At 65.7% G+C, this 25,110-nt stretch carries 23 protein-coding genes and 1 riboswitch; of the genes, 10 read left to right on the top strand and 13 right to left on the bottom strand.

Annotated elements, in window-relative coordinates; all coding sequences use genetic code 11:
* Positions 1-36: 36 nt before the first annotated feature.
* On the bottom strand, positions 37-1,269 hold the full coding sequence (locus WT24_RS28620; RefSeq protein WP_059794910.1) for an NADH:flavin oxidoreductase/NADH oxidase family protein: 1,233 nt from the start codon (positions 1,267-1,269) through the stop codon (positions 37-39).
* Between the two features lie 78 nt (positions 1,270-1,347).
* Here WT24_RS28620 and WT24_RS28625 point away from each other — a divergent pair, with 78 nt between their 5' ends.
* Both WT24_RS28625 and WT24_RS28630 read left to right on the top strand, forming a co-directional pair.
* Complete coding sequence (locus WT24_RS28625) at positions 1,348-1,806, top strand: MerR family transcriptional regulator (protein WP_060036567.1); 459 nt, start codon at positions 1,348-1,350, stop codon at positions 1,804-1,806.
* Positions 1,807-1,982: 176 nt separating this feature from the next.
* Positions 1,983-2,303: a DUF1330 domain-containing protein gene (locus tag WT24_RS28630; protein ID WP_059503937.1), complete on the top strand. Its 321-nt coding sequence runs from the start codon at positions 1,983-1,985 to the stop codon at positions 2,301-2,303.
* A gap of 19 nt (positions 2,304-2,322) precedes the next feature.
* On the opposite strand, the gene WT24_RS28635 is transcribed toward WT24_RS28630, so the two are convergent.
* Entirely contained in the window at positions 2,323-3,159 is an 837-nt protein-coding gene (locus tag WT24_RS28635) for an NAD(P)-dependent oxidoreductase (RefSeq protein WP_059503938.1), read from the bottom strand.
* A 70-nt stretch (positions 3,160-3,229) separates the two neighbouring features.
* On the opposite strand from WT24_RS28635, the gene WT24_RS28640 reads away from it, so the two are divergent.
* Positions 3,230-4,333: a LacI family DNA-binding transcriptional regulator gene (locus WT24_RS28640; RefSeq protein ID WP_060036568.1), complete on the top strand. Its 1,104-nt coding sequence runs from the start codon at positions 3,230-3,232 to the stop codon at positions 4,331-4,333.
* Positions 4,334-4,411: 78 nt separating this feature from the next.
* Here the strand turns inward: WT24_RS28640 and WT24_RS28645 are convergent, their stop codons facing one another.
* Entirely contained in the window at positions 4,412-5,704 is a 1,293-nt protein-coding gene (locus WT24_RS28645; RefSeq protein WP_060036671.1) for an MFS transporter, read from the bottom strand.
* 329 nt (positions 5,705-6,033) lie between these two features.
* On the opposite strand from WT24_RS28645, the gene WT24_RS28650 reads away from it, so the two are divergent.
* Entirely contained in the window at positions 6,034-7,506 is a 1,473-nt protein-coding gene (locus WT24_RS28650) for a DNA-3-methyladenine glycosylase 2 family protein (RefSeq protein ID WP_060036569.1), read from the top strand.
* Positions 7,503-8,036 (top strand): methylated-DNA--[protein]-cysteine S-methyltransferase, encoded by a 534-nt coding sequence (locus WT24_RS28655; RefSeq protein WP_060036571.1) that lies wholly within the window; start codon positions 7,503-7,505, stop codon positions 8,034-8,036. Before WT24_RS28650 ends, WT24_RS28655 begins: the two co-directional genes overlap by 4 nt.
* Positions 8,037-8,072: 36 nt before the next feature.
* On the opposite strand, the gene WT24_RS28660 is transcribed toward WT24_RS28655, so the two are convergent.
* Positions 8,073-8,570: an Lrp/AsnC family transcriptional regulator gene (locus WT24_RS28660; RefSeq protein WP_060036574.1), complete on the bottom strand. Its 498-nt coding sequence runs from the start codon at positions 8,568-8,570 to the stop codon at positions 8,073-8,075.
* A gap of 156 nt (positions 8,571-8,726) precedes the next feature.
* Between WT24_RS28660 and glmS the strand changes: the two genes are divergently transcribed.
* The 3 genes from glmS to WT24_RS33830 all read left to right on the top strand — a co-directional run bounded on the left by glmS (position 8,727) and on the right by WT24_RS33830 (position 12,043).
* The gene (gene glmS / locus WT24_RS28665; RefSeq protein WP_060036576.1) at positions 8,727-10,556 is read left to right on the top strand and encodes a glutamine--fructose-6-phosphate transaminase (isomerizing); all 1,830 of its coding nucleotides are present in this window, start codon (positions 8,727-8,729) and stop codon (positions 10,554-10,556) included.
* A 535-nt stretch (positions 10,557-11,091) separates the two neighbouring features.
* Positions 11,092-11,721 (top strand): hypothetical protein, encoded by a 630-nt coding sequence (locus WT24_RS33825; RefSeq protein ID WP_257127576.1) that lies wholly within the window; start codon positions 11,092-11,094, stop codon positions 11,719-11,721.
* Between the two features lie 70 nt (positions 11,722-11,791).
* Complete coding sequence (locus tag WT24_RS33830) at positions 11,792-12,043, top strand: PAAR domain-containing protein (RefSeq protein WP_082742310.1); 252 nt, start codon at positions 11,792-11,794, stop codon at positions 12,041-12,043.
* Positions 12,044-12,310: 267 nt separating this feature from the next.
* Here the strand turns inward: WT24_RS33830 and WT24_RS35865 are convergent, their stop codons facing one another.
* From WT24_RS35865 to WT24_RS28695, 5 genes are all read right to left on the bottom strand, one after another.
* Positions 12,311-12,436 (bottom strand): H-NS family nucleoid-associated regulatory protein, encoded by a 126-nt coding sequence (locus tag WT24_RS35865; RefSeq protein WP_373557249.1) that lies wholly within the window; start codon positions 12,434-12,436, stop codon positions 12,311-12,313.
* Positions 12,437-12,764: 328 nt separating this feature from the next.
* The gene (locus WT24_RS34735) at positions 12,765-13,097 is read right to left on the bottom strand and encodes a hypothetical protein (RefSeq protein ID WP_156441878.1); all 333 of its coding nucleotides are present in this window, start codon (positions 13,095-13,097) and stop codon (positions 12,765-12,767) included.
* Between the two features lie 42 nt (positions 13,098-13,139).
* Positions 13,140-13,243: riboswitch (SAM-I-IV-variant riboswitch) on the bottom strand.
* 174 nt (positions 13,244-13,417) lie between these two features.
* Entirely contained in the window at positions 13,418-14,770 is a 1,353-nt protein-coding gene (locus tag WT24_RS28685; RefSeq protein ID WP_060036581.1) for a cell wall metabolism sensor histidine kinase WalK, read from the bottom strand.
* A 50-nt stretch (positions 14,771-14,820) separates the two neighbouring features.
* Positions 14,821-15,495: a response regulator transcription factor gene (locus WT24_RS28690; protein WP_059505539.1), complete on the bottom strand. Its 675-nt coding sequence runs from the start codon at positions 15,493-15,495 to the stop codon at positions 14,821-14,823.
* Positions 15,496-15,503: 8 nt separating this feature from the next.
* Positions 15,504-16,319, bottom strand: a complete 816-nt coding sequence (locus WT24_RS28695; protein ID WP_060036583.1) for a MipA/OmpV family protein — start codon at positions 16,317-16,319, stop codon at positions 15,504-15,506.
* Positions 16,320-16,648: 329 nt separating this feature from the next.
* On the opposite strand from WT24_RS28695, the gene WT24_RS28700 reads away from it, so the two are divergent.
* The gene (locus WT24_RS28700) at positions 16,649-18,127 is read left to right on the top strand and encodes an aminotransferase class V-fold PLP-dependent enzyme (protein WP_060036586.1); all 1,479 of its coding nucleotides are present in this window, start codon (positions 16,649-16,651) and stop codon (positions 18,125-18,127) included.
* Positions 18,128-18,219: 92 nt separating this feature from the next.
* Here WT24_RS28700 and WT24_RS28705 read toward each other — a convergent pair whose 3' ends face one another.
* The gene (locus WT24_RS28705; protein WP_059505544.1) at positions 18,220-19,011 is read right to left on the bottom strand and encodes a helix-turn-helix transcriptional regulator; all 792 of its coding nucleotides are present in this window, start codon (positions 19,009-19,011) and stop codon (positions 18,220-18,222) included.
* A gap of 109 nt (positions 19,012-19,120) precedes the next feature.
* Between WT24_RS28705 and WT24_RS28710 the strand changes: the two genes are divergently transcribed.
* Positions 19,121-20,200 carry a zinc-binding alcohol dehydrogenase family protein gene (locus WT24_RS28710; RefSeq protein ID WP_060036588.1) on the top strand — a complete coding sequence of 360 codons (1,080 nt, stop codon included), beginning with the start codon at positions 19,121-19,123 and terminating at the stop codon, positions 20,198-20,200.
* A gap of 68 nt (positions 20,201-20,268) precedes the next feature.
* Here WT24_RS28710 and WT24_RS28715 read toward each other — a convergent pair whose 3' ends face one another.
* The 3 genes from WT24_RS28715 to WT24_RS28725 all read right to left on the bottom strand — a co-directional run bounded on the left by WT24_RS28715 (position 20,269) and on the right by WT24_RS28725 (position 25,103).
* Positions 20,269-20,661, bottom strand: coding sequence for a 2-oxoglutarate dehydrogenase (locus tag WT24_RS28715; RefSeq protein WP_227789689.1), 393 nt, complete (start codon positions 20,659-20,661; stop codon positions 20,269-20,271).
* Positions 20,662-20,743: 82 nt separating this feature from the next.
* Positions 20,744-22,591: a peptidase S10 gene (locus tag WT24_RS28720; protein WP_060036590.1), complete on the bottom strand. Its 1,848-nt coding sequence runs from the start codon at positions 22,589-22,591 to the stop codon at positions 20,744-20,746.
* Positions 22,592-23,288: 697 nt separating this feature from the next.
* Entirely contained in the window at positions 23,289-25,103 is a 1,815-nt protein-coding gene (locus WT24_RS28725; protein WP_060036592.1) for an ExeM/NucH family extracellular endonuclease, read from the bottom strand.
* Positions 25,104-25,110 lie beyond the last annotated feature (7 nt).

A 25,110-nucleotide genomic window follows, 5' to 3' on the forward strand; every position in this document is an offset into this window, starting at 1 on the left:
GCCTCCGGTATCGCCGCGGCCAACCGGACGCATCGATCAAGTACGCGGCCCCGCCATCCACTTCCGGTAGCGTCGCGTCTGGCACTGCGCGGCCAGTTGCTGCTTCACCAGCGCGCGCAGCGGCGACACCTGCGGGTGCGTGCGACGCCCTTCGCTGAGCCGCGTGAGCTGGAACTTGACGACGGCCATGTTCGCCAGCGCGCCCAGCGCCTTGTTCTTCCACCGGATCGGCGCCAGCACCGGCGCGCTGTCCTTGCCGGCGCGCCAGTCGCGCGGCAGGTTCGGGTCGATCGACAGCGCGGTCGCGATGCCGACCATCGCCACGCCGCTGTTCACGACCTGCTCGGCCACCGCACGACGCCGGATCCCGCCCGTGACCATCAGCGGCATGCGCGCGACGGCCGTGATGTCGCGCGCGAATTCGAGGAAATACGCTTCGCGCGCGAGCGTGCGCCCGTCGCGCGCCTCGCCCTGCATCGCCGGCACTTCATAGCTGCCGCCCGACAGTTCGACGAGATCGACGCCGAGCGGATTCAGCAATTCGACCACGCGCTTCGCGTCGTCCGCGCTGAAACCGCCGCGCTGGAAATCGGCCGAATTCAGCTTCACCGCGACGGCGAAGGCCGGCGATACCGTCGCGCGCACCGCCTTCACGATATCGAGCAGCAGGCGTGCGCGATTCTCGATGCTGCCGCCCCATCGATCCTGCCGGCGGTTCGTCAGCGGCGACAGAAACTGGCTCAGCAGATAGCCGTGCGCCGCATGCACCTGCACGCCGGTGAAACCGCTTTGCTCCGCGAGCTGCGCGGCACGCACGAAGCGCTGCTGCACGTCGGCGATATCGGCCGCCGTCATTTCCTTCGGCACCGGAAACTGCTTCGACAACGCGCCGAGCGCGAGCGGCACGGCCGACGGCGCGAGCGTCGTCTGGCCGAGCGCCGCCTGCATCTGGCGCCCCGGGTGATTGATCTGCATCCACACGTGCCCGCCGCCCGAGCGGGCGATCCGCGCCCAGCGGCGGAAACGGTCGAGATGCGCGTCGCTTTCGAGCACGACGCCGTTCGGCCCCGTCATCGCGCGGCCGTCCACCATTACGTTGCCGGTCAGGATCAGGCCGGCCTGACCGTCGGCCCACGCCTGGTACAGGCGCAGCAACGCATCGGACGGCGCGTGGTCCGCATCGGCCATGTTTTCTTCCATCGCAGCCTTGGCCAGACGGTTCGGAATCACCGCCCCGTTGGGCAGTGTGAGGGGCGCAAACAGATTCATGGTGGCAGATCCTCGATTGACGATGGCCCACGATAACTTTAAAGTCAACTTTAAGGTCAAGCCTTTTTGGAGCCCCCCATGAAAATCGGCGAACTGGCGAAGGCGAGCGGCCTCGCGGCGTCGCGCATCCGCTTCTACGAAGCGAGCGGCCTGCTCGAACCGGCCCGCCGGCAGGCGAACGGCTATCGGGAATACGGGCCGGAAGCGTTGACGCGGCTCGCGATCATCGATCGCGCGCAGCGCGCGGGCTTCGCGCTCGACGAGATCCGTGCGGTGCTGCCGCCCGATCTCGGCACATGGCCGCGCGACGAACTGCTGGTCGCGCTGCGGCACAAGGTCGGCGAAATCGCGCTGCTCGAACGGCGGCTCGCGCAGAACCGGCAGCATCTGGAAACGCTGATCGACGCGATCGAGAACAAGCCGGCGGGCGAGGATTGCGCGGGCGCCGCGCAACGGATGCTCGACCGGCTGTGCGAGCAGGCCAGCGAGCCGCTGGAGCCGGCGCCCGTGGCGCGGCCGGCGCGCAAGCGGGCGTGATGGATTGTGCCGTGGGATTACGCTGCTCATCCATCGATCGATGCGCACCGCGGCCTGAAACACGATGTGGCGCGGTTGCCGCGCTTTGCTTACGTCGCAGGTAATCGACGCGCGCCGCCCGCGCCACGATCATGGCTCCAACGACTCTCGAACCGCATCCCGCCAAGGAGCCTGCCATGACCGCCTACGCCATCGCCCACCTGCACGACGTCGACATGTGCGACGACATCGTCGAATACCTCGAACGCATCGACGGCACGCTTGCGCCGTACGACGGCCATTTCGTGATTCATGGCGCACGGCCCGAAGTACGCGAAGGTGTATGGCGCGGCGATCTGATCGCGATCGCGTTTCCCGACCTCGACACGGCGCGCGAATGGTACGAATCGGAGGCGTACCGGCAGATCCAGCCGCTACGCGCACGGCACGCGAGCGGCCCGCTGATCCTGATCGACGGCGTCGACGAGCGGCACAAGGCGACCGACATTCTGCGTTGATGCCTGACGCAGGCGACGCTTACGACGCCTTCCGCTCCATCGGCTCGCCCACGACGAAGCCGCCGCCCTGGAACCGCTGCGCGGGATCGTCGTACTCGGCGGTCGGTGCCGTCACCGGAAACAGCCCGGCGAACTGCTCGGAGCTGTCGCGCGGGCGGAAGCCGAGGAAGCCGGCCTTCGTGTTGTCCCACCACTTCACCGGGTTGTCCGACGCGCCGTAGACGATCGCGTGGCCGACACGATTCGTCAGCAGCGAGCAGCGCACGAGCTCGATGAAATCGCGATAGCTGAGGAACGTGACGAGCATGCGCGGGTTCTTCGGCACCTCGAACGACGAGCCGATCCGCAGGCAGACGGTTTCGATCCCGAAGCGATCGAAGTAGTAGCGCGACAGCGATTCGCCGAAGCACTTCGTCACCCCGTACAGGCTGTCGGGGCGCAGCGGCGAATCGGCATCGAGCACTTCGGTGACCGGATGAAAACCGATCGCATGATTCGAGCTCGCGAACACGACGCGCTTCACGCCGTGCTTGCGCGCGGCTTCGTACAGGTTGTACGTGCCAGTGATGTTCGCGCCGACCAGATCGTCGAACGGCGCATCGACCGAAATGCCGCCGAGGTGAACGATCGCGTCCACGCCGTCGACGAGCTGCATCACGGCCGGCCGGTCGGCCAGGTCGACCACGCGGATTTCTTCATGCGCGGCCGCGTCGCCCAGCGCCGCGATATCGCTGACACGCACGACGTCGGCCCAGTCGGCGAGCGCGCCGCGCAACTGGCGGCCGAGGTTGCCGGCCGCGCCCGTCAGCAGCAGGCGGCCGAACGGTTTGCGCGCGGCGGTGGATGAGGCGTTCATCGAATCTCCTTGAATCGATCTCAATCGGAAAACGTTTTCCAACTATACGCGGCCGGGGCGCCGAACGTCAATGGCCGAACCGCTCGCAGCCCATCCGCACTTTCCCGATATCGACCGCTGGCCGCGCGCCGGATTTTTCTGCCACAATCCGGCGTTATCGAACGAAAACGTTACCCTGCGGATGAAAAAAGTTTCCCCGACGATCCGCGACGTGGCCGCGGAAGCCGGCGTGTCGGTCGCGACGGTATCGAAGTACGTGAACGGCACGCAGCGCTTCTCGCCGACCGTCGAGGCACGACTGAAGGAGGCCATCGAGCGGCTCGGCTACCGTTCGAACCCGCTCGCGCGCTCGATGATCACCGGCCGCACGCGCACCATCGGCCTCGTGATCCTCGACATCAGCAACCCGCACTTCACGAACGTGGTGAAAGGCGCGAACCGCGTCGCGCTGCAGCACGACTACACGCTGCTGCTCGTCGATACCGAGGAGAGCCAGGCGCGCGAACGTTCGCTGATCGAGGCGCTCGCGCAGCGCGTCGACGGGCTGATCGTCAGCACGCGGATGCCCGACGAGGAAGCCGGCTGGATGCTCGACCTCAACAAGCCGCTCGTGCTGCTGCGTCGCAGCCCCGGCCTGCCGATTCCGAGCGTCGGCATCGACAACCGGCTGTCGACCTACATGCTCGCGCGCCACCTGCTCAACCTCGGCCATACGCGCATCGCGTATCTCGGCTTCGGCACCGCGCGCGTGAACGACGAACGGATCCAGGGCGCGCGCGACTGCCTCGCCGAAGCCGGGCTCACGCTCGACGTGCACGACGCGCATGCGCCGACCGCCGAGGCCGGCGAGCGCGCGTGCTCGCGCGTGATGCTCGGGCCGCAGCGCCCGCAGGCCGTGATCTGCTACAACGACCTGATCGCGCTCGGCTTCATGAAGGAAGCCGCGTCGCTCGGCTTCCGGCTGCCGCAGGACGTATCCGTCGCCGGCATCGACAACGTGCCGTACGGCGCATACGCGGCGCCCGCGCTGACGACCGTCGACATCCAGAGCGAGAACATGGGCGAGTTCGCGATGCAGAAGCTGATCGACGCGCTCGCCGGGCGCACCGACGCGAGCTATTCGACGTTCGAGCCGCGGCTGATCATGCGCGCGTCGACGGCCGCGGCCGGCTGACGCGGTCGCGCCCCGTCACCGCCCCGAACGCAAAAAACGCGCCGTCCGAGGCGGCGCGTTCGTTTGCAACGACGCGATTCATGCGTCGAGTTTCGCGGGCTTCATCTTCGGCACGAGCACGTGCATCACGGCCAGCGCGATCAGGTAGGCCGACGCGCCGATCGCGAACAGCACCCAATAGTGGCCGGTGCGCTGCAGCACCTGGCCGATCACTTCCGAGAACAGCACGCCGCCGATCGAGCCGGCCATCCCGCCGATGCCGACCACCGACGCGACCGCGCGGCGCGGAAACAGGTCGGACGCGGTCGTGAACAGGTTCGCCGACCAGCCCTGGTGCGCGGCGGCGGCGAGGCCGACGATCAGGACTGCGATCCACAGGCTCTGCACCTGCGACACGAACGCGATCGGCAGCACGCAGCAGGCGCAGATCAGCATCGCCGTCTTGCGCGCACGGTTCACGCTCCAGCCCGCGCGCAGCAGCATCGACGACAGCCAGCCGCCGCCGATGCTGCCGACCGTCGTCAGCGCATAGATGCAGACGAGCGGCAAACCGATGTGCTGCATGTCCATCCCGCGCGACTCGTTGAGCCACTTCGGCAGCCAGAACAGGTAGAACCACCACACCGGGTCGGTCAGGAACTTGCCGACCAGGAATGCCCACGTCTCGCGCTTGCGGATGAGTTCGCCCCAGCGCGGCGCGCCGGCGTTCGCATTCGCCACATCGAGCGCTTCGGCTTCGTCGCGTGGCTCGTCGTACTCCGCCGCGAGTGCGCGCGTGTCGGCCGTGCGATACATCACCAGCCACACCGCGAGCCACACGATGCCGATCGCGCCGATGATCACGAACGCCGCGCGCCAGCCGTAGGCCACGGCGATCGCCGGAATGATCGCCGGCGCGAACACCGCGCCGATGTTCGCGCCCGAGTTGAAGATGCCGGTGGCGAGCGCGCGTTCGCGGCGCGGGAACCATTCGGCCGTCGTCTTGATCGCGGCCGGAAAGTTGCCGCCCTCGCCGATGCCGAGCAGCGCGCGCACGAACGCGAACCCCGTCACCGAGCCGACCGCCGCGTGCAGCATCGCGGCGATGCTCCACACCAGCATCGCCACCGCGTACGACACGCGCGTGCCGAGCCAGTCGACGATGCGCCCGAAACCGAGCAGGCCCAGCGCATAGAACGCCGAAAACGCCATCACGATGCGGCCGTACTGCACCTGGCTCCAGCCGATGTCGTGCTGGAGCATCGGCGCGAGCAGGCCGAGGATCTGCCGATCCATGTAGTTGATGACGGTCGCGAAAAACAGCAGTGCACAGACGGTCCAGCGGTAGCGGCTGGCAACCGCGCGCACGGCGCCGACGACGGCAGTGGGCATGAATGTCTCCGATGCGCGGTCGCGCCCGTCGCGCCGCACGAAGTTCGTTGACCGGCGACCGGCGCCGGGGCGAACGGCGGCGCGCGGCTGCGCACGGCACGTTTCGCCGATCCGTCTGGAAAACGTTTTTCAAAGAATAAGTGTGTGCCGGGGCCGTGTCAGTCGGGGATTTCGATGAGTCATCTCAAATTGGCCGCGGTAAAAGAGACGACTGTTCCGCAGATTGGCATTAACCGTTTTTCCCCTGATTTTCCCGCAGGGCCCGGCGGCCGCGCGGCCGCGCGGCGGCGGAGACACATGTCCGATTCCAGCCAGAATCGACGGCGCGAATGGTTTACAGTCGTCCCATGCGCCTCGATCCCGACACCTGCTACGACGCCCTGCTTTCGCGCAACCGCCGCTTCGACGGCTGGTTCTTCGTCGGCGTGGCGACGACCGGTGTGTACTGCCGCCCCGTCTGCCCGGTGAAGCCGCCGAAGGCGCGCAACTGCAGCTACTACCCGAGCGCCGCGGCCGCCGAGAAAGCCGGCTTCCGGCCCTGCATGCGCTGCCGCCCCGAACTCGCGCCCGGCCACGGGCTGCTCGACCTGTCCGGCAATCTTGCCGACGCGGCCGCGACGCTGATCGACGACGGTTTCCTGAACGCGCATTCCGTCGATGCGCTCGCACGGCGCGTCGGCGTGACCGAACGCCATCTGCGCCGCATCTTCGGTATGCAGTTCGGCGTGTCACCGGTCGAGTTCGCGCAGACGCAGCGGCTGCTGATGGCCAAGCGGCTGCTGACCGATACCGCGCTGCCGGTGGCCGTCGTCGCGTCGACGGCCGGGTTCGGCAGCGTACGGCGCTTCAACGACCTGTTCCGCCAGCGCTACGGCCTCAATCCGCTGCGACTGCGTAAAGGGGCCGGTGCATCGGCCGACGGCGACATGACCTTCCCGCTGCCGTACCGGCCGCCGTTCGCATGGGCCGACCTGATGCGTTTTCTCGCGCAGCGGCAGATCGATGGCGTCGAGCGGATCGACGCGCAGCGTTATGCGCGCGTCGTCGACCTGCCGGCCCGGAACGGCGGCCGCCGCGTGGCCGGCTGGCTGTCCGTCGCGCACGTGCCGCAGCGCTTCGCGCTGGCCGTCACCGTGTCGCCCGCGCTCACGCCGGTCGTGCCGGCCGTGCTCGCACGCGTGCGCCGGCTGTTCGATCTCGACAGCCGCCCCGACGTGATCGATGCGCATCTCGGCGATCTCGCGAGCGGGGCGCCGGGTCTGCGCGCGCCCGGCGCGTTCGACGGCCTCGAGATTGCGATTCGTGCCATCGCGGGCGAACAGCTTGCGGCCGCGCAAGCGGATACGCCGTTGCTCGCACGGATCGCGGCACGCTTCGGTCACCCGGTCGACGGCGCACCGCCGGGCCTCACGCATGCACTGCCCTGCGCCGCGACGCTGGCCATGCTGCCGCCTTCGGCCCTCGAGACGATCGGCATCGAGCGCGACACCGCACGCGCGATCGTGTCGCTCGCCCGCGCCGTCGACGACGGCACGCTCGCGCTCGAACCGATGGCGCCGCTCGATGCGACGCTCGCCGCGCTGCGCGCGCTGCCCGGCTTCGACGAACGCGCGGTGCAGTACGTCGCGATGCGCGCGATGGCATGGCCGAACGCATTTCCCGCCGACGACGCATGGCTGCCCGCCCGCACCGAACCCGCGCGCGGGCCGTCCTCCGCGCCGCACGCGGCGGCGCGCTGGGCGCCGTGGCGCGCGTATGCCGCATTGCATGCATGGCGCCTTCATGGAGAGATGTCACGATGACTCCCGCTCACCTGATTCCGAGCCCGCTGGGCGACATCGCCGTGCGCATCGAGGACGACGTGCTGACCGGCCTGTACTTCGTCGGCCAAAAATACTTCCCGTCGCTGGCGATCGTGCGCGAAGCGGACGCACTCGCCACGTCGCCAATCGCACGCCGGGTCGCGGAAGAAATCGCCGAGTACTTCACCGGCGCACGCGATACGTTCTCGGTGCCGATCCACCTGCGCGGCACTGCGTTTCAGCGACGGGTATGGCAGGAACTGCTGGCGATTCCGTTCGGCGAACTCGTGTCGTACGGCGACATCACCGAGCGCATCGGGCTGCCGATGAGCGGCGCGCGCGCCGTGGGCGGCGCGGTCGGCCGCAATCCGGTGTCGATCATCGTGCCGTGCCATCGCGTGGTCGGCGCATCGGGCAGCCTGACCGGTTATGCGGGCGGCATCGATCGCAAGCGCGCGCTGCTGTCGCTCGAAGGCGCCGGGTTCTCGCGCGGCGCGCACCATCCGGTGCAGCAGGCGCTGGCGTTCTGATATTCCGCGTTTCGAATTCGGCCCGCGTCGTGCGACCTAGCCGCCGCTACGCTTGCGCATCGCATGCGCGACCCGCGCGTTCGCTTCGAATTTCGCGCGATGCGTCGAGAAAAACGTACGCACGTTGCGGACGTTCGACGCGCCGGTGAACAGCCGCCGCGCGAATTCGTCGTATTCGGCGACATCGGCCAGATCCGCGATCACGACGAAATCGGGCCCCGGCGACACGCGATAGCACTGCGTGACGGCCGGCTCCGCGCACACGTACGCTTCGAACGCGTCGTAGTCCTCGGCCGTCTGCCGGTCCAGGCTGATCTCGATCAACGCGGTGACGGCCGTGCCGATCGCGACCGGGTCGAGCACCGCGACGTGCCGACGGATCACGCCGGCCTCCGTCAGCCGCCGCACGCGACGCATGCAGGTGGGCGGCGACGATAGCGCGCGCTCGGAAAGTTGAAGGTTCGAGACCGACGCGTCGTCCTGCAGGATCGCGAGGATGCGCAGGTCGAGCTCGTCGAGGGTGATGCCGGCCATTGGCCACTCCTTCCGGTCAGCGAGTGAAATTTAATTTCAACATGATAGCCGATCAGCTATTCATTTCATTTATCTTCTCTTTTTGAAATTAAATTCCATTCAACTGCTTCTACCATCGCTCTCACTGATCCAGACGGGACATTTACGGAGCGCGATATGTGTGGAATTGTCGGGGCGGTTGCCCAGCGGGACATCCTGCCGAACCTGGTCGACGGCCTGAAGCGGCTCGAATACCGCGGCTACGATTCGTGCGGCGTCGTGGTCTACCGCGACCGCGCGCTGGCGCGCGCCCGCAGCGTCGATCGTGTCGCGAACCTGCAGCGCGAGATCGCCGCGCAGGGGCTGTCCGGTTACACGGGCATCGCGCATACGCGCTGGGCCACGCATGGCGCGCCCGTAACGCTCAACGCACATCCGCACTTCTCGCCGAGCGACGCCAACGCGCGCATCGCGCTGTCGCACAACGGGATCATCGAAAACTGCGATCGGTTGCGTGCGGAACTGCAAGCGCACGGCTATGTGTTCGCGAGCCAGACCGACAGCGAGGCGATCGCGCACCTGATCGATCACCTGTACGACGGCGACCTGTTCGACGCGGTCCGGCGTGCGGTCGCGCGACTGCGCGGCAGCTATGCGATCGCGGTGATGTGCCGCGACGAGCCGCACCGGATCGTCGGTGCGCGCGACGGGATGCCGCTCGTGGTCGGGGTCGGCGAAGGCGAGAATTTTCTGGCGTCCGACGCGATTGCGCTGTCCGGCATCACCGATCGCATTGCCTACCTGGAAAACGGCGACGTCGCCGATATTCAACTGCATCGCTACTGGATCGTCGACGCGGCCGGCCAGCGCGTCGAGCGCACGGTGCAACGCGTCGCCGCGCATAGCGGCGCGGCCGATCTCGGATCGTATCGCTACTACATGCAGAAGGAGATCTTCGAGCAGCCGCAGGCCGTGGCCGATACGCTGCTCGACGTTTCGTCGATCATGCCGGAGCTGTTCGGCGACGGCGCGTGGCGCGTGTTCAACGACGTCGATTCGGTGCTGCTGCTCGCGTGCGGCGGCAGCTATCACGCGGCGCTGACGGCGAAGTACTGGATCGAGAGCATCGCGAAGCTGCCGGCGAGTGTGGAAATCGCAAGCGAGTTTCGTTATCGCGACGGTGTGCCGAATCCGCGCACGTTGGTGGTTGCGGTGTCGCAAAGCGGTGAAACCGCTGACGTGCTCGGCGCGGTGCATGTCGCGAAGCGCAGCGGGATGACGCACACGCTCGCGATCTGCAACGTCGCGACGAGTGCGCTGATGCGCGAATGCGCGCTGCAATTCGTGACGCGCGCAGGAGTCGAGATCGGCGTGGCGTCGACGAAGGCGTTTACGACGCAGCTCGTTGCGCTGTTCCTGCTGACGCTGTCACTGGCGCAGGTGCGCGGGCGATTGAGCGACGATGAAGAAAAGGAGCATCTGCGCGCGCTGCGGCATCTGCCCGATGCGATGTCGAAGGTGCTCGCGCTGGAACCGCAGATCATGGCGTGGTCGGAGTTGCTCGCGCGACGCGACAACATGCTGTTTCTCGGGCGCGGGATGCATTATCCGATCGCGCTCGAAGGGGCGCTGAAGATGAAGGAGATTTCGTATATCCATGCGGAGGCTTATCCGGCGGGGGAGCTGAAGCATGGGCCGCTGGCGCTCGTCAGCAATGAAATGCCGGTGATCGCGGTCGCGCCGAACGACATGTTGCTCGAGAAGCTCAGGTCGAACATGCATGAAGTCAGTGCGCGGAATGGGCGGCTGTTCGTGTTCGCGGATGTGGACTGCGGGATCGTGCCGAGCGAAGGGATCGAGGTGATTCGGCTCAACGAGTATTACGGACCGTTGTCGCCGATCTTGCATACGGTGCCGATGCAACTGCTCGCGTATCACGCGGCGCTGGCGCGGGGGACGGATATCGATAAGCCGAGGAATCTGGCTAAGTCGGTGACGGTGGAGTGAGGGGGATGTTTTCCCCTTGTCAGCTGTTCGTGAGAAATGAAAGCATTCCGTGACCTCTTGGAAAAGCGTTCCGCGGAAGGGGGCAAAATTGCCTCAAGCCCTTGCTGAACAGGGCGCGGAACGCTTTTAATTTGCATCCTCTATCGAGCACAAAATCGGTGCTATCGACTTCCGGTTTCGAGAGAAATTGCAGGGTGGAGCCTCCACGAAACGCCCCTTCTCCCCGGTATAGGTACGCCGCCCCGCCCCCCTCCACACTGCAGATTCGCTCAAAAGATGTGGACTTCGGTTAATCCCATCTATGCTACGTAGGCTAGCAATTCGGGCAATGACCGCGTGCCGGCCCACTGGTCGTGGGCGAGCACGTCAATATTGTGCGTTGCCGTTAGGCATGGAGTTCAAGGCAAGGTACATTGCGCACTATAATGGGAATTACGCTCGATGGCTCTCAATTTATGCAAACGCGCAGGCAATTTACCGAAAAACACTCGAATCAATAATGCCTCGAATTGTAAATTCATTTCAGTGATCCGATATGAAAATATTTGAGAAAATCGCAGCAGCCACCTTTTTAATGGCGATTTCGTGCGGCGCATACGCCTCCGCCGAAGTATGTAAGAACGAATTAAAGGAGTTGGTTGTACCCCCGCTTGAGCATGTTGCAATGAACAAGAAGGACATCCAAGCTGATATCGAGGATGTATCTGATGGAGTCTATAGCGTCAGACTGTATATCGCTGCGGACAGCCCCGACAACCTCGATAAACAAGTGGCCATCGGTTGGGTGAATTTGGATACAAATTCGATGAAGGCGCTGGACGTGACGCGAGACCCAGATCATCCGGACGTGCTAAAGGTAAATGAAGAAAAATACCGAAAATTCATTTCTGACTGTATTCGAAAACCATCGAAGGCGACTTCGAACTGCGAAGAACTCAATAAGAATGCGTCGCAGACTGCTACTGCCATACCTCATTCGGAAGGTGGGATGGTAGTCATAGGAGGCGGTAGGCTTCAGTTTTACTCAGCGCCAGATTACTCGTGCAAATTGCCAGGAGTCTTTATTTTGACTGGACAGTCCGTCGATGCGTACACCAGCTATCACGGATTCACGTCGGTCGCTTATCAGAATTCAAAGAAGGCCCCCCCGTTCGAGGTTGGGTAAGCAGTAACCGACTGCGGGGCAACGGCCTTGGCGTTGGTCTGCGGCAATCCGCTGCTAGCGAGCCCGCGAAATGATGAATCTCATCCGCGTCGGTGACGCCACCGATCACGGCGGCAAGGTTGAAACGGGGTCTAGCACAATGCGCTTCGACGGCCGCTTTGTCGCACGCAAAGGCGATCGCGTGTCGTGCCCCCAACATCCCGACGTGTCGCCAAACCTCATCGAGGAAGGCGACTCGTCGATGACCGATGATAGTGTTCCGATCGCACGGCACGGCCATTGCGCCACGTGTGGCTGCCACCTGATTTCGAGCCTAGTCTGAGCCTTGACCTTGCGACCTCATCTCCTGGATCGACTGAGTGTTGAAGTGGGCAGCGGCGTAGCGCGCACTGCAGTTCCACACTTCGACACCGTCGCGGGTAAAGGTAGCCTATCCAGCCGTGACGATCATCGCCGCGTGCGGGAACGCGTCGCCGTGCCCGTTTGCCCTAGCGGCAAAGACCGTCCGCTCACGACAAATCGCCAGGTAGTTTCCATCCGATAACGTCGGCTTCGTCGTGCTCAATGATTGACGCCGCTCATTGCTCGATCAAAACCGATCGCGATTCTTCGCGCTTGCAATCCATTGCGGAGCCTTGCCACGCCCGCTCCAGATCTTGCCGCCTTTCGGATCGCGATACTTCGGCGCGACCGGCGCACGCTCGCCTGATGCCACGGCACGACGTCGTCCGAAAAGTTGCTCGGCCGTGATGCCGTATTCGGCAAGAACCTCGCTAATTGCATGCAGAACGCGTTGCTAGGGATTTGGAAGCCGCATATTCACGAAGAACCGGCCCTATTACTAGGGTGAACGTAGACGGAAGGCAGAGAAACGCAAGCGCATCAGGCGCGGAGCGCGACCACGGCGAGAAAACACACGATGCGTGGTCATGCTGAGGATGTACACTTTTCCCGAGAAGCCTTGCCTGGCGTGCGTGACGACTGCTGATGCATATTTCCACGACGACGCGAAAGCACCGTCTAACGATCGCTCCCCGCACATATCAGGTCGCCGCTGATCGGCTCCGAACGAAATGATGCTCCACCCGCGCCCGGAGCACCCCCTCCAGCGCGGCAAGCCGCTCACGCAGCCGCACCGCTTGCCCTTCCGTCATCTCACCGAGCACGATCTTTTGTTCGAGAACGTCGCCACAGCGGGTGATGGCCCAACGATCGACCGTCGCCGTTTCACCTTCGAGCACGGCCTCCGCGGTCGAAACGATGCCCGGAAGCCGTCTCGAAACGAGATGAACCGTATGCGTCAACGTGAAACCGGGAAGGAAGTGCGACCAGTCTTCACAGACGGTCGGGCGGGAAGCGGAGGAAACTTGGCTCATGGTTGCTCCGGATGAATGGTGATCGAACCGGTGCCAGCCATGCTGCTCCCGCTTCGTTGCCGTCAATCGGCCGCATCGCCTCGAGGGCGTCCACCTTGCCCGGGAGGGCAGGTTGGCGTCGGATAACCCGACTCTGGATGCTTGAATTCTCACGTTCGTCATTCCGAACGTGAGTTCATTATATCGAAAAATCGACGTCGGACAAGGGGGCGGTGAAAAGCGACACGTCAGCATGACAGGCGCACTCCTCCGCACCCGTCACCAAGGTAACCCACGGACCCGCGCGGCTTGCGTGAGGGGTCGAAATCCCTTCATGCCAACTAAAACCAGACACTGAACCGCGTCCCCGTTGCGAGTACATCGACCGTCAACTTCCATCGATGGGCCTCGGCGATCTCCTTGCAGATCGCCAGCCCGAGCCCAGCGCCGTCATACCGCGAATCCGGCGCCCGCCAGTATCGGTCGAAAAGCAGCGGAAGATGCTCCCGCCGAATGCCCGGCCCTTCATCGTCGACATGAATCGCCGTCTCGAGAACGGTCAGCACGACGACGCCATCCAACGGCGACGCATTGATCGCATTCTCGACAAGGTTCTTGAGCAGGATGAAAAGCGCCCCGCCGTCCGCCCGTATGCGTGACGCGGAATCGCGCGCTTCGATATGGAGCTTCACCTGCTTCGCATCGGCCTTGCCGGCCAGCAAGCTCACGACGTCGCGCGCGACCTCGTCGCCGTTCACGTCGTCGAAGCTGAAGTTCTGCGCTTCGCTGACTTCGGCCAGATGCAGCAGTTGCTTGACCTGCCGGGCCATCAAGTCGATCTCGCGAAGCAGCAGCGCTTTCTGGCTGATGTCGGGCTGCAGCTCGATCTGCCCTCTGACCAGCGTGAGCGGTGTCTGCAACTCGTGCGCGGCGTCGGCCAGAAACTGCTGCTGAACGGCGAAGCCATTCTCGAGCCGGCTCAGCGCGTCGTTGAACGCATCGATCAGCGGCTTGATCTCGCTGGGAATACCGGCCGAAGACAGCCGTGTTTTCAGATTGCGCGGCTCGATTTCCCGCGCGGCACGCGATACTTCCCGCAACGGCTTCAGCACGTGGCCGATCGTCAACGGCAGCGTCAGTCCGAAAATGACGGTCGCGATGGCGAGCACATACGCGACGGTCTTCGGTATCGGATCGATCCTCGTCATGACGAGCGCATCGACGAGTTGCCTGCTTTGCGCCATCTGCACGTAATGGACGACGCTACCGTTCGATGCGCGCTGCGTCGCGACCGCGTACGCCTTGCCGTCGATCGTGACGGGCAATACCTTGCCGGCCGCCGTCGCGAGATCCTCCGTCAGCCACGGCCGATCGCCGTTCGACGGCGTCGACGCCAGCAACACCTTCCCCGTCGCATCGAGCACGCGGTACATCGCGTCGGTTGGCAAGAGCCGGAACATCGCCGCCGGATGCTCGCCCAATCGCACCGATACCGGCCGCCCGGCCGCGTCGAAGCGCATTCCGGCCTCGATATGACGGATGCTCTCCATCTGCTGGCGCCGCCCGAGAAATTCCGGATATCGAGCGAGAAAATACATGGAAAGCGCGGACAGCAGCGCCAGGCTGACGGCGAACGCGACGACGTTGGTCACCCATAGGCGCGTCGACAGGCGCAGGATCCAATGACGGAACATCGCGGTTTTCCTGCGGGGGGCGGCAATCTGGGACACGCGGCGAAGCATCGTCACGCGTCGCGCAGCGCGAAGCCGGCGCCGCGGATATTGGTGAGCCGCGTCGTTGCGCCGATCGCCGTCAGTTTCTTGCGCAAGCGGTGCACGGTCACCTCGAGCGCGTTCGGCGTGACCGCCTCCGCGAACCCCCATGCGGCATGCTCGAGGTTCGAATGCCGGACGGTCCGGCCCGCGGCTTCGATCAGGCAGAGCATGATCTGCAGTTCGGCCGGCGCCAGCAGTACCGTCCGATCGCCACAGCGCATCGCGCGCTGGGGCGGGTCCACGGTCACGTCCGCGAACGACGCGACGAGGGCCGTGAGCAGCGCCGGGCGCCGCATCAGCGTGCGGACGCGGGCGACGAGTTCGCTCATTTCGAACGGCTTGGTCACATAGTCGTCGGCCCCGCTTTCGAGTCCGTCGATGCGGTCATGCAACGCGTCGCGCGCCGTCAGCATCAGGCAAGGCATCATGCGCCCCGCCGCGCGCAGCGTCCGCAAGAACGCCAGGCCGTCTCCGTCGGGCAATCCTCGATCGACGATCAGCAGCGCGTAATCGGCCCGGTCGATACCGTAAGCGGCTTCGCGAGCATTGCCGAACCGGTCGGATTCGATCCCCGCCGCCGCCAGCGCCTGAGCCAGCAGGCCGGCCAGGCGCTCGTGATCCTCGACAATCGCCACCCTTGGCATACTCGCACTCACTTGAACCGATACATGTAGCCGATTCTGGCCTCGGGAACGAACCGTCTTCCGACGAGCGGACTGTCGGTGATGCCGTCGCCGAGTCGGGACACACCCACGTCCACGAAAACCGTCTGCTGCTTCGTCAGCCGGTAGTCGATACGGGTGCCGGCCGACACGTTCACGGCCGAACCCGCGCTGTATGCGGCGCGCCACGCACGTGCCTCGGATGGTCGCACGCCGTAATAGTAGTCGACGTATTTGTTGCTCAACCATTCCGCGCCGACATGTGGCGCGATCGAAAACGCGCCGAGCGCGAACGCCTTCTCGAAGCCGATCTTCGCGCGCTCGCCCTTGTTTCCGCCGAGCAGGAAACTGCCCGACAACGTGCCGAAGCGCGTGTTCCATGACAGTGCAGGGCCGTACCACAACGCGCCCTTGCGATTGTCCATGCCGTTCAGGATCGGTGCGTCCGAGCCCTTGTATCCGTCGAACAGCGAGAACTGGCCACGCAGCGCGAGATGGACGCCGCTCCAGCTGCCGATTTTCAGATCGACCGTGGTGCCGATGGCCTGCACCCATTTGTTGTCGAAGTAGACCAGCGGAAAAGGCAATACGCGGGTGCCGTCGCCGCTGTAGACCGACGGTTCGACGCCGACGCCGGCCCCCAATCCCCAATGCGTGACGTTCGTCGCGTGGTCGAGGATGGTCAGCCCCGAATGATCGGGATCGGGCGGGCTCATGGCGTCGTCCGCCCATGCGGAAGCGGATGACAGTGCGAATGAAGCGGCAATCAGCCATAACGGACGTGCGCGGCGGGCGGCAATTTTCACAATCGTTTTCCTGGAGTCGGCAGTCGAAACGGGGGCTACTGTAGGACCAGTCGACTTACCGCTCACTTACCGAAAAAATCGTCTCGTGCGGAGCTTGCGAGGAATTCGGATGGTGAGAAATATCGATGCAACGCGAGAGGCTCGATACGCGCGAGCCGGCATGCCGGCGCCACCGCACTCGGCTGGCCCAAAAAGAAACGAATTCCCCCATTTCACATATAGAGGAAACGTTATTCCACATCGAGCGGAATCCCCAGCCAACTTTGGATCCTTTTTCCCTTCTGTCCCCCGTATCATTTCCGTCACTACGCAATGAGCAAGAGACGGACATGAGCGAACCCACCCCGCTGCACTACCTCGACTACGCAGCCACGACCCCCGCCGACCCTGCCGTGATCGAGGCGATGACGGCTTGCCTCGGCTTCGACGGCATCTTCGGCAATCCCGCCTCCAGCTCGCACGCCGCCGGCCGGCAGGCGAAGGACAAGGTCGAGCACGCCCGTGCGCAGGTCGCCGCGCTGATCGGCGCGGACGCCGACGAGATCGTCTGGACATCGGGCGCCACCGAATCGAACAACCTCGCGCTGAAGGGTTATGCGGAAAACGCGACCGGCAAGCGCCACCTGATCACGAGCCGCCTCGAGCACAAGGCCGTGCTCGACACGATGGCGAACCTGTCGAAGCGCGGCATGCAGGTCACTTTCCTGACGCCCGACGCCCACGGCGAAATCACCGCCGACGCGGTGGCGGGCGCGCTTGGCCCCGACACCGGCCTCGTGTCGCTGATGCTCGTGAACAACGAGATCGGCACGCTGACCGACATCGGTGCGATCGCCCGCATCGTGCACGCCGCCGGCGCGCTGCTCCACGTCGACGCCGCGCAGGCGCTCGGCAAGACACCGATCGACGTGCGCGCGCTCGGCATCGACATGATGTCGATGTCCGCCCACAAGGTGTACGGCCCCAAGGGGATCGGCGCGCTGTTCGTCCGCCGCGAGATCGCGAGCCGGATCGCGCCGCAGATTCACGGCGGCGGCCACGAGCGCGGGCTGCGTTCGGGCACACTCGCGACGCATCAGATCGTCGGCATGGGCGTCGCGTGCGAACTCGCCGCCGAAAAACTGGACGGCGAAGCCGCGCGGATCGCTGCGCTCGGCGCGCGGCTCACCGACGCGCTGTTCGCGCTCGGCGACGTCACGCAGAACGCGGCCGCCGCCCGCCGCATCCCGCACACGCTGAGCCTGACGGTCGATGCGCCGGGCTTCTTCCCGTTCATGCTCGGCGAAGCGCTCGCCGTGTCGTCCACCTCCGCATGCAATTCGACCAGCGGCGCACCGTCCCACGTGCTGACCGCGATCGGCCTCGATGCGGAAACGGCCGGGCGTACCGTGCGCATCAGCTTCGGGCGCTTCACGACGGAGCAGGACGTCGACTTCGCGATCGGCTGTTTCGCGCGGGCGATCGAGCAATGCCGGGCGACCGCGGCGACCGGCTTCACCGCGTCGCGGCAGATCACGCCGGCCGACCTGAAGGCGATTCGCAATGCGGGCTTTCGTGCGGTGATCTGCAACCGGCCGGATGGCGAAGGCGCGGATCAGCCGTCGTTCGAGGAGATCGCCGCGGCCGCGCGCGAACTGGGAATGGACGCGCGCTACCTGCCGGTCGAGCGCGACCGCATCGGCGACGCGGAAGTCGACGCGTTCGGCGCACTGGTCGACACGCTGCCGAAGCCGGTGCTCGCGTATTGCCGCAGCGGCAGCCGCTCCGGCATGCTGTGGAATCGGCTGTCCGCTCGACGGGCGGCGTGAGCCACCCCCACCCTTACGCCTGACCGCCTGCGGTCGCGCATGAAGCCGATGCTTCGCTGCGTGGCCGTCTGGCGGTGCCGGTCACGACCGCATCAGGTCCGTTCATCGCCGTTCACCGGCGTATAGATCGCCAGCTTCAGCGCGGGATCGTCGTTCGCCTGGAACGTCGCGTACTCGTAGCGCTGCGTGCCGCGTTGCGCATGCACGAGCACCTTCTCGCCCGACACGCCGCTGCGCACGTCATGCGCATCCCACCATTGCGCGAATTCGCTGCTGCCGGCGCGCAATCGCGCAACCAGTGCGACGAACGCCGGATCGCTCGCGTAGAGATCGTGGCTCGTACGAAACAGCGCGATCATCCGCCGCGCCTCGTCGGCCCAGCTCGCGGCGAACAGCGCACGCGCGTGCGGCGTCTCGAACATGTAGACGAGGATGTTGCGATCGGCTTGCGCCAGCCGGTCGAAGCCGAGCACCTCGGCCGCGGCGGCATTCCACGCGAGGATGTCCCAGCGCCGGCCGGTCACGTAGGCAGGCTGCTGAAGGTGCGCGACGAGCCGCGCGAGGGTCGGCGGCACGCGTTCCGGCACGAACGCACGAGGGCCGTCGCGGCGTGCGAGCGTGCGCAGATGGAGGGCCTCGGCCTTGTCGAGCCGCAACGCGCGCGCCAGCGCGTCGAGCGTCGCCTCCGACGGGTTGACGTCGCGCCCCTGCTCGAGCCGTACGTACCAGTCGACGCCGATGCCGGCCAGTTCCGCGACTTCCTCGCGCCGCAGGCCGGGCGTGCGCCGGCGCGGGCCGCCGTGCAGGCCGACGGCCTCCGGTCGCAGCTTCTTGCGCCGCGAGCGCAGGAAATCGCCGAACGGGGTTCGCGTGGTGACGGTCATCGGGTTCGCTCCGGGCAGGGTGGTATCGGCCCATCCTGGGCTCGCGCCGGGCCTTGTTGCAGATTCTAAGCCTGCCAGAATCGACGCATCCCCACCGTCAGGAAGCGTCATGAAAGCTGCGATTCTGAAGTCGTTCGGCAGGCCGCTCACGATCGAAACGATGCCGGACCCCGTGCTCGGCACCGGCGAAGTCGTCGTGGACGTCGTCGCGACGCCGGTTCTACCCTATGCGCGGGAAGTGTTCAGCGGCGAGCGCCGCTATCCGCTCGAGCTGCCGATCGTGCCCGGCTGCGGCGCGATCGGCCGAGTCCGGCAAATCGGCCCCGACGCGACGCAATTGCAGCCGGGCGACTGGGTATTCTGCGACCCGACCGTCCGCTCGCGCGACGACGCGCGAATGCCCGACATCGTGCTGCAGGGCTGGAGCACGCGCGGCGAAGGCGGCAAGCAGTTGCAGCGCTACTTTCACGACGGTCCGTTCGCCGAACGGCTACGCGTGCCGACCGAGAACGCGGTGCGCATCGGCGCGATCGCGTCGGCCGACGCCGCACGCTGGTGCGCGCTCAATACCCTGCTCGTGCCTTACGGCGGGCTGCTGGCATCCGACCTGCGCGCCGGCGAAATCGTGCTCGTCAGCGGCGCAACCGGCCATTTCGGCAGCGCCTGCGTCGCGGTGGCGCTGGCGATGGGCGCGCGCTGCGTGGTCGCGCCCGGCCGCAACGTGCGCGTGCTCGCGAATCTCGAACGCCGCTTCGGCGACCGCGTGCGCACGGTTGAGCTGACCGGCGACGAAACCGGAGACCGCATCCGCATGCAGCAGGCCGCGCCGGGGCCGATCGACTGCGTGATCGACCTGATGCCGCCGTCGGTGCCGGCAACGACGGTGCGGGCGGCCGTGATGGCGGTTCGCCCGTACGGGCGCGTGGTGCTGATGGGCGGCGTCGGCATGCTCGGCGGGGCCGGGCTCGAGCTGCCGTATCCGTGGATCATGCGCAACGACATCACGCTGCGCGGCAAATGGATGTACCCGACGCAAGCCGTGACGCTGATGACCGGGCTCGTTCGCGGCGGGCTGCTCGACCTCGGACAGTTCGACGTGACGGCCTTCGCGCTCGACGACGCGAACGACGCGGTCGCGCATGCGGCGGAGCACGGTGGACCGTTCAGGATGACGGTGATCGCGCCTTAGCCACGCCGCCGACGATTCGGCGGCCGGTGCGCCCGCAAAGCCGCACGGCCGCCGCCCTGCCTGCTACGTCACTCGTCCTGCTGTTCCTGCTGCGCCTGCACCTGCCGCTGCCGGATGAACTGGCGTACGTCGCTCATCGTCACGCGGCCGGTGTGCTTCGCATCGATCTCGTCGAAGTGCTTCGACACGAAGCCGAGCCCGCTGCTCTGCGCCTGCGCCTTCGTCACGGCTGCGCCGTTGCTCAGCACGGTATTGCCGCCGAGCCTCGCGTCGACGCGCTGCTGCGCCTGCTGCTGCAAGGCCGCGCCGGTCGACGGCAACACCGGCGCCGCCCGCGTGGCAGGAAAGAACGGACCGTCGACACCGCGCCCGCCGTGCGGCAGCTTCACCGGCGCCACCGCCTGCGGCGGCAACGCGTAGGCACTGCTCATCACGGCACCGAGCACGATCAACGGGGACATACGCCGCATCAATTGGATTAGGGACATGATCGCTCGCATTCAATGGATGAATAGAGGGTTCCGCCGACAAGGCGTGCGTCGCTCAGGGGGCGGCCGCCAGCGTCGTCGCGGCCGTCGCGCCCGGCACGCTGCCGGTCGGCACGCTGGGCGGGTTCTCGTCCGGCCACGGCGGCGGCAGCATGCGCAGCGTCAGCGCCGTCGGAATCCGCGCGCCCTTGTAGAACGTCTGCAGATCCCGCTTCATCAGCGGACGGGCGACGTCGTCCAGGTAAGTCATGTGGCCGCCCTGGAAGAAGTTCACCTGCAGCTTCGGATTCAGGCCCTTGACCGTCTGCAGCCGCGCGAGCTGCTTCTCCGTGTTGAAGAACGGCGTCGCGAGATCGTGGTAGCCGTTCTCCGCGAGCACGCGAAGCTTCGGGTTGAGCTGCAGCGCACCGAGCAGATCGGGGATCGTGTCGGGCATCGGCTGGCCGTCGTGCGAGAAGTCCCAGACGCCGATGATGTTGTCGTTCAGCGGCAGGTACGTCGCGTTCGGAGCCGTGTAGCCGAGATAGTCCGGCATCTGTGTCGCCAGCGCGTTCGTGAACGGCTGCGAGATCAGGATGTCGGACGGATCGCCGTCGGTCTGCAGCCGCGGATCGGAATTCGGCAACGACACCCGCCCGTCGTACCGGCCGATCGTCGTGCCGGGCAACAGGCTCGTGCCGAACGGATTCGCGTTGAAGTAGCCGCGCAGCGCCTGCTGCGTGAGGCTCGACGGGATCGACCACAGCCTGAGCGTCGCATCGCTCGGGAACACCGGCGTGCCGAGCGCATCCGGAATGCCGAGCTGGCTCAACACCCACGACTGCGAGTACTTCTGCAGCTGGCTGTAGATCAGCGTCGTGAACAGTTCCGTCTGCAGTGCGTACAGATCCTGGTTCACCGGCGCCGGCGAGACCTGGTTGAAGTACGCCGCGACCGCCGCGTAGCCGGGCAGATAGCCGGCCACCGTGTCGGTGTCGAGCAGCAGCCCTTCGGTCGACTGCGTGATCGCCACCGCTTCCACCGCATCCGCAAAGTAGTTCAGGATCGACGACTGCAGCACGATGCCCGTCAAGTGCACGCCGGCCGATTCGAGCGCGAGCGCGAGCATGTCGGTGCGCGGCGTGCCGTACGATTCGCCGTACAGGTAGATCGGCGACGTGCCGCGACCGTTGACGTTCAGGTAGCGCTGGATGAAGTCGCGCATGATGTTCACGTCCGCGTCGGAACCCCAGTACTTCTGGTTGGTGTTCGGCAACACGGCTTCCGACAGCCCGGTGCCGGGCGGGTCGATGAACACGAGGTCGGTGGTGTCGATCAGGCTCTCCGCATTGTCGACGAGCGGATAGTTCGGCCAGTTGTTGCCGAACAGCGGATCGGGCGTGGCCACGCGGGTCGGCGCGAACGAGCCGAGCCGCAGCCAGATCGACGACGAGCCGGGCCCGCCGTTATAGACGAACGTGACCGGGCGCGGCTTGCCGTTCGTGCTGGGCGCCGTGTACGCGACATACGACATCGACGCTTCCGCGTTGCCGTTCGCGTCCTGCGCGGTCAGGTGGCCGGTGGTCGTCGTGTAGTCGATCGTCTTGCCGCCGCCCTTCCACTGGTAATGCATGACGGCCGCTTTCTCGGCCACCTGCGACGGCGCGAGGCCGTCAGTCGCGTTCATCGAATACGCGACCGGGTCGACGTACGGCTGGTTGGCCGCCGGCGCCTGGGTGCCGGCCGCCTGCGCGCTGGCCTGCTGGCTCGCGGTGGCCTGTACGAGGCTCGACGCGCCGACGGACGACGAATCGTCGCCGCCGCATGCCGCGAGCGCCAGTGTCATGGCGGTCAATGCGCCTAGCCCGCCCAGCCGGCCGCGACGAACGCGGCGGCTGCCGGTACTGCTCCTGTCTGGTTTCATCTCTGCCCTTTGATTTCGGATACCGCGTCACAAAGGCCGCCGACGCCCGCGAAACGCGCAGGCATACCCGCCACTCGCGTTGCACGGTCGGCAATCGGCGGTTGGATGGGACTTCTAAGAGACTGAACTTGATACAGACACAGCAAACTGCCGGCGAGAATGATGCACGGACGCGCCCCCTGCAGTTTGGACCACTTTTGTATTACTGAAATTTACGACATGACAAAAATAGGCGGTGCTGCGCCGCGTTGTCAAAGATCATTCGGATATTAAAAATCCCGCAATGATGCGAAGGGCGGACAGTGTCTGGAATTTGAAAGAAAACGGGATTATTCATGCAAGGTGCGCTTCATCGGCAATGCCGCGCCGAATATTTTACTTTTCCCGCACAACGTAGAAGCCTTTCCCGTATTGGCGCAGCGCATTCAAAGCCTTCGGATCGACAGGACCATTCTTTCATTTTTATTATCACCGGATCGATCGGGACGGTGCAGCGACATGCGCACGTCATTCGATAATTCGATTCACCTCAATCGCGCTTCAATTGCAGAAACGATGTGCACTGCGTCATCCATAAAATACCGGTTCGATTGATTTTTCGCGGCATTATTTACCCGGTATTCGAACGGCTTTCCCGGACAGGCGCGGCGCACGGCATTGCCGCGCGTCGCGCCTGTCGCAGGAACTCAAACCACCATTACTTCCCGCCGCCCGGCAACGCGATATCGATCAGCACCGGATCGTGATCCGACGAGCGATATGCATCCGGCGCGTAGAACGTCTTCTGCTGCTCGGCCGACTTGTACGCGAGCGTGTACTGCAGCGCGACCGGCTCGTCCGCGTTGATGTGCCATTCGTGCACGGCCTTCACGTGCGACGCGAGCGGCAGCGTCGCGAGCGCGTGGTCGAGATAGCCGGCTTCGCCGTTGTACACGTAGCTGTACGCGTTCGCGCCGATCCAGCGCGCGACGAGGTTGCGGTAACCGCGCGATTCGAGCGTGCGGATCGGATCTTCGTACGTGTAGCTGTTGAAGTCGCCGATCAGCAGCACGCCCTGGCTCTGGACGCCCGTCGGGTTGCCGGCCAGCCAGTCGGCGACTTTCGCCGCCGCGCGCGTGCGAGTCGGGTTCCAGCAGCCCTGGCCATCGCCTTGGTCGAGATCGTCGTTCGCGGCGTCCGGGCAGTTCTTCGACTTCAGGTGGTTCACGGCCACCGTCAGCGCCTGCTTGTTGCCGCCGATCAGCCGGAACGACTGCGCGAGCGGCTGACGGTTCTTGTCGTCGATCGCGAGCGTCGCCGCGCGGCCGACCGGTTCGACCTTGCGGCTGTCGTAGATCATCGCGACTGCGATCGCGTCGCCGCCGAGCCGCGACGTGCCCGGATCGACCACGCGCCAGTGGTTGCCGAGCTTCGCCGCGAGCTGGCGCACCGCGCTCAGTTCGCCGTAACCGTTGTTCTGGATTTCCATCAGGCCGATCACGTCGGCGTCGATCGCCTTCAGCGCGCTGACGATCTTCGCTTCCTGGCGCTGGAACTCCTGGAAGGTCTTCGCGCCGCGATTGTTCGGATCGTCGAAGCCGCCGCCGAGACCGTTGCCGTTGAAGTAGTTCAGCACGTTGAACGACGCGACGCGCAGGTTTGATTTCGGGTCGCGCGCCGGTGCGTTCGTGCGCGGGTTCGCACGTGCGTCGAACGCCGGCACGGCCGCGCCGGGCAGCGGCTGCACGCGCCATGCGCCGTAACGCACTTCGAGCACGCCTTCGACGTCGCGCACGGTGTAGCCCGCGCGCAGCGTGTTCGCGGCCGACAGGCCCGGCGCCGGGTACGGCACGGTCGCGGGATTCTGCTTGTTCGAGCCGTCGTCGAGGATCAGGCGGTTGCGCGCGTTCGCGTCGATCTGCGTCTGCGCCTGCGCGGGCGGCACGACGCTCGTCGGCGTGCGCAGGCGGCCGTTGCTGAGCATCACGCTGCCGTAACGGCCGAGTTCGTAGTTGTCGGTGACGCTCAGTGTCTGCGGCAGGCGCACGAGCATCCCTTCGTACGCGGCGAACGCGTTCGGGCTGTCGACCGGCAGCATGAGCGTCGCGGGCGTGACCGTCTGGCCGTTCGCGCACACCGCGATCGCGCCCGACAGCGTGAGCTGCGTCTGCCCGTACTTCTCCTCGATCTTGCCCGTCACGTGCACGAGATCGCCGGCCTTCGCGCGCGCTTTCGGCGCATAGACGAACAGGCCTTCGGACACACCCGGCTGGTTGCGGCGCTGCGCATCGGCCTGCTGGACGAAGAAGCCGCCGAAGCCGTCCGTGCCGCCGAAATCGGCGGTGACGACGGCTTCGATCGACGCGTTCTGACCGGCGAGCGGCGACGGCGCGCCCAGCCCCTGGATCTCCGCGATCGGCGTCGTGCTGCCGCCGCAGTTCGGGCTGACGGGCGCGGCGGTCGCGGCGAATACCGGCGCGGCGAGCGTCGGGAGCAGCAATAGCGGGGCAAACAGGCGGATTGTCGAGCGCATGGCGGGA

The organism is Burkholderia sp. MSMB1078WGS (assembly GCF_001528895.1).
Classification (GTDB): Bacteria; Pseudomonadota; Gammaproteobacteria; order Burkholderiales; family Burkholderiaceae; genus Burkholderia.

Coding starts and splice junctions, on each gene's coding strand:
- WT24_RS28620 (WP_059794910.1), bottom strand. CDS start 1,269: ATGAATCTGTTTGCGCCCCTCACACTGCCCAACGGGGCGGTGATTCCG.
- WT24_RS28625 (WP_060036567.1), top strand. CDS start 1,348: ATGAAAATCGGCGAACTGGCGAAGGCGAGCGGCCTCGCGGCGTCGCGC.
- WT24_RS28630 (WP_059503937.1), top strand. CDS start 1,983: ATGACCGCCTACGCCATCGCCCACCTGCACGACGTCGACATGTGCGAC.
- WT24_RS28635 (WP_059503938.1), bottom strand. CDS start 3,159: ATGAACGCCTCATCCACCGCCGCGCGCAAACCGTTCGGCCGCCTGCTG.
- WT24_RS28640 (WP_060036568.1), top strand. CDS start 3,230: ATGGCCGAACCGCTCGCAGCCCATCCGCACTTTCCCGATATCGACCGC.
- WT24_RS28645 (WP_060036671.1), bottom strand. CDS start 5,704: ATGCCCACTGCCGTCGTCGGCGCCGTGCGCGCGGTTGCCAGCCGCTAC.
- WT24_RS28650 (WP_060036569.1), top strand. CDS start 6,034: ATGGTTTACAGTCGTCCCATGCGCCTCGATCCCGACACCTGCTACGAC.
- WT24_RS28655 (WP_060036571.1), top strand. CDS start 7,503: ATGACTCCCGCTCACCTGATTCCGAGCCCGCTGGGCGACATCGCCGTG.
- WT24_RS28660 (WP_060036574.1), bottom strand. CDS start 8,570: ATGGCCGGCATCACCCTCGACGAGCTCGACCTGCGCATCCTCGCGATC.
- glmS (WP_060036576.1), top strand. CDS start 8,727: ATGTGTGGAATTGTCGGGGCGGTTGCCCAGCGGGACATCCTGCCGAAC.
- WT24_RS33825 (WP_257127576.1), top strand. CDS start 11,092: ATGAAAATATTTGAGAAAATCGCAGCAGCCACCTTTTTAATGGCGATT.
- WT24_RS33830 (WP_082742310.1), top strand. CDS start 11,792: ATGATGAATCTCATCCGCGTCGGTGACGCCACCGATCACGGCGGCAAG.
- WT24_RS34735 (WP_156441878.1), bottom strand. CDS start 13,097: ATGAGCCAAGTTTCCTCCGCTTCCCGCCCGACCGTCTGTGAAGACTGG.
- WT24_RS28685 (WP_060036581.1), bottom strand. CDS start 14,770: ATGTTCCGTCATTGGATCCTGCGCCTGTCGACGCGCCTATGGGTGACC.
- WT24_RS28690 (WP_059505539.1), bottom strand. CDS start 15,495: ATGCCAAGGGTGGCGATTGTCGAGGATCACGAGCGCCTGGCCGGCCTG.
- WT24_RS28700 (WP_060036586.1), top strand. CDS start 16,649: ATGAGCGAACCCACCCCGCTGCACTACCTCGACTACGCAGCCACGACC.
- WT24_RS28705 (WP_059505544.1), bottom strand. CDS start 19,011: ATGACCGTCACCACGCGAACCCCGTTCGGCGATTTCCTGCGCTCGCGG.
- WT24_RS28710 (WP_060036588.1), top strand. CDS start 19,121: ATGAAAGCTGCGATTCTGAAGTCGTTCGGCAGGCCGCTCACGATCGAA.
- WT24_RS28715 (WP_227789689.1), bottom strand. CDS start 20,661: ATGTCCCCGTTGATCGTGCTCGGTGCCGTGATGAGCAGTGCCTACGCG.
- WT24_RS28720 (WP_060036590.1), bottom strand. CDS start 22,591: ATGAAACCAGACAGGAGCAGTACCGGCAGCCGCCGCGTTCGTCGCGGC.
- WT24_RS28725 (WP_060036592.1), bottom strand. CDS start 25,103: ATGCGCTCGACAATCCGCCTGTTTGCCCCGCTATTGCTGCTCCCGACG.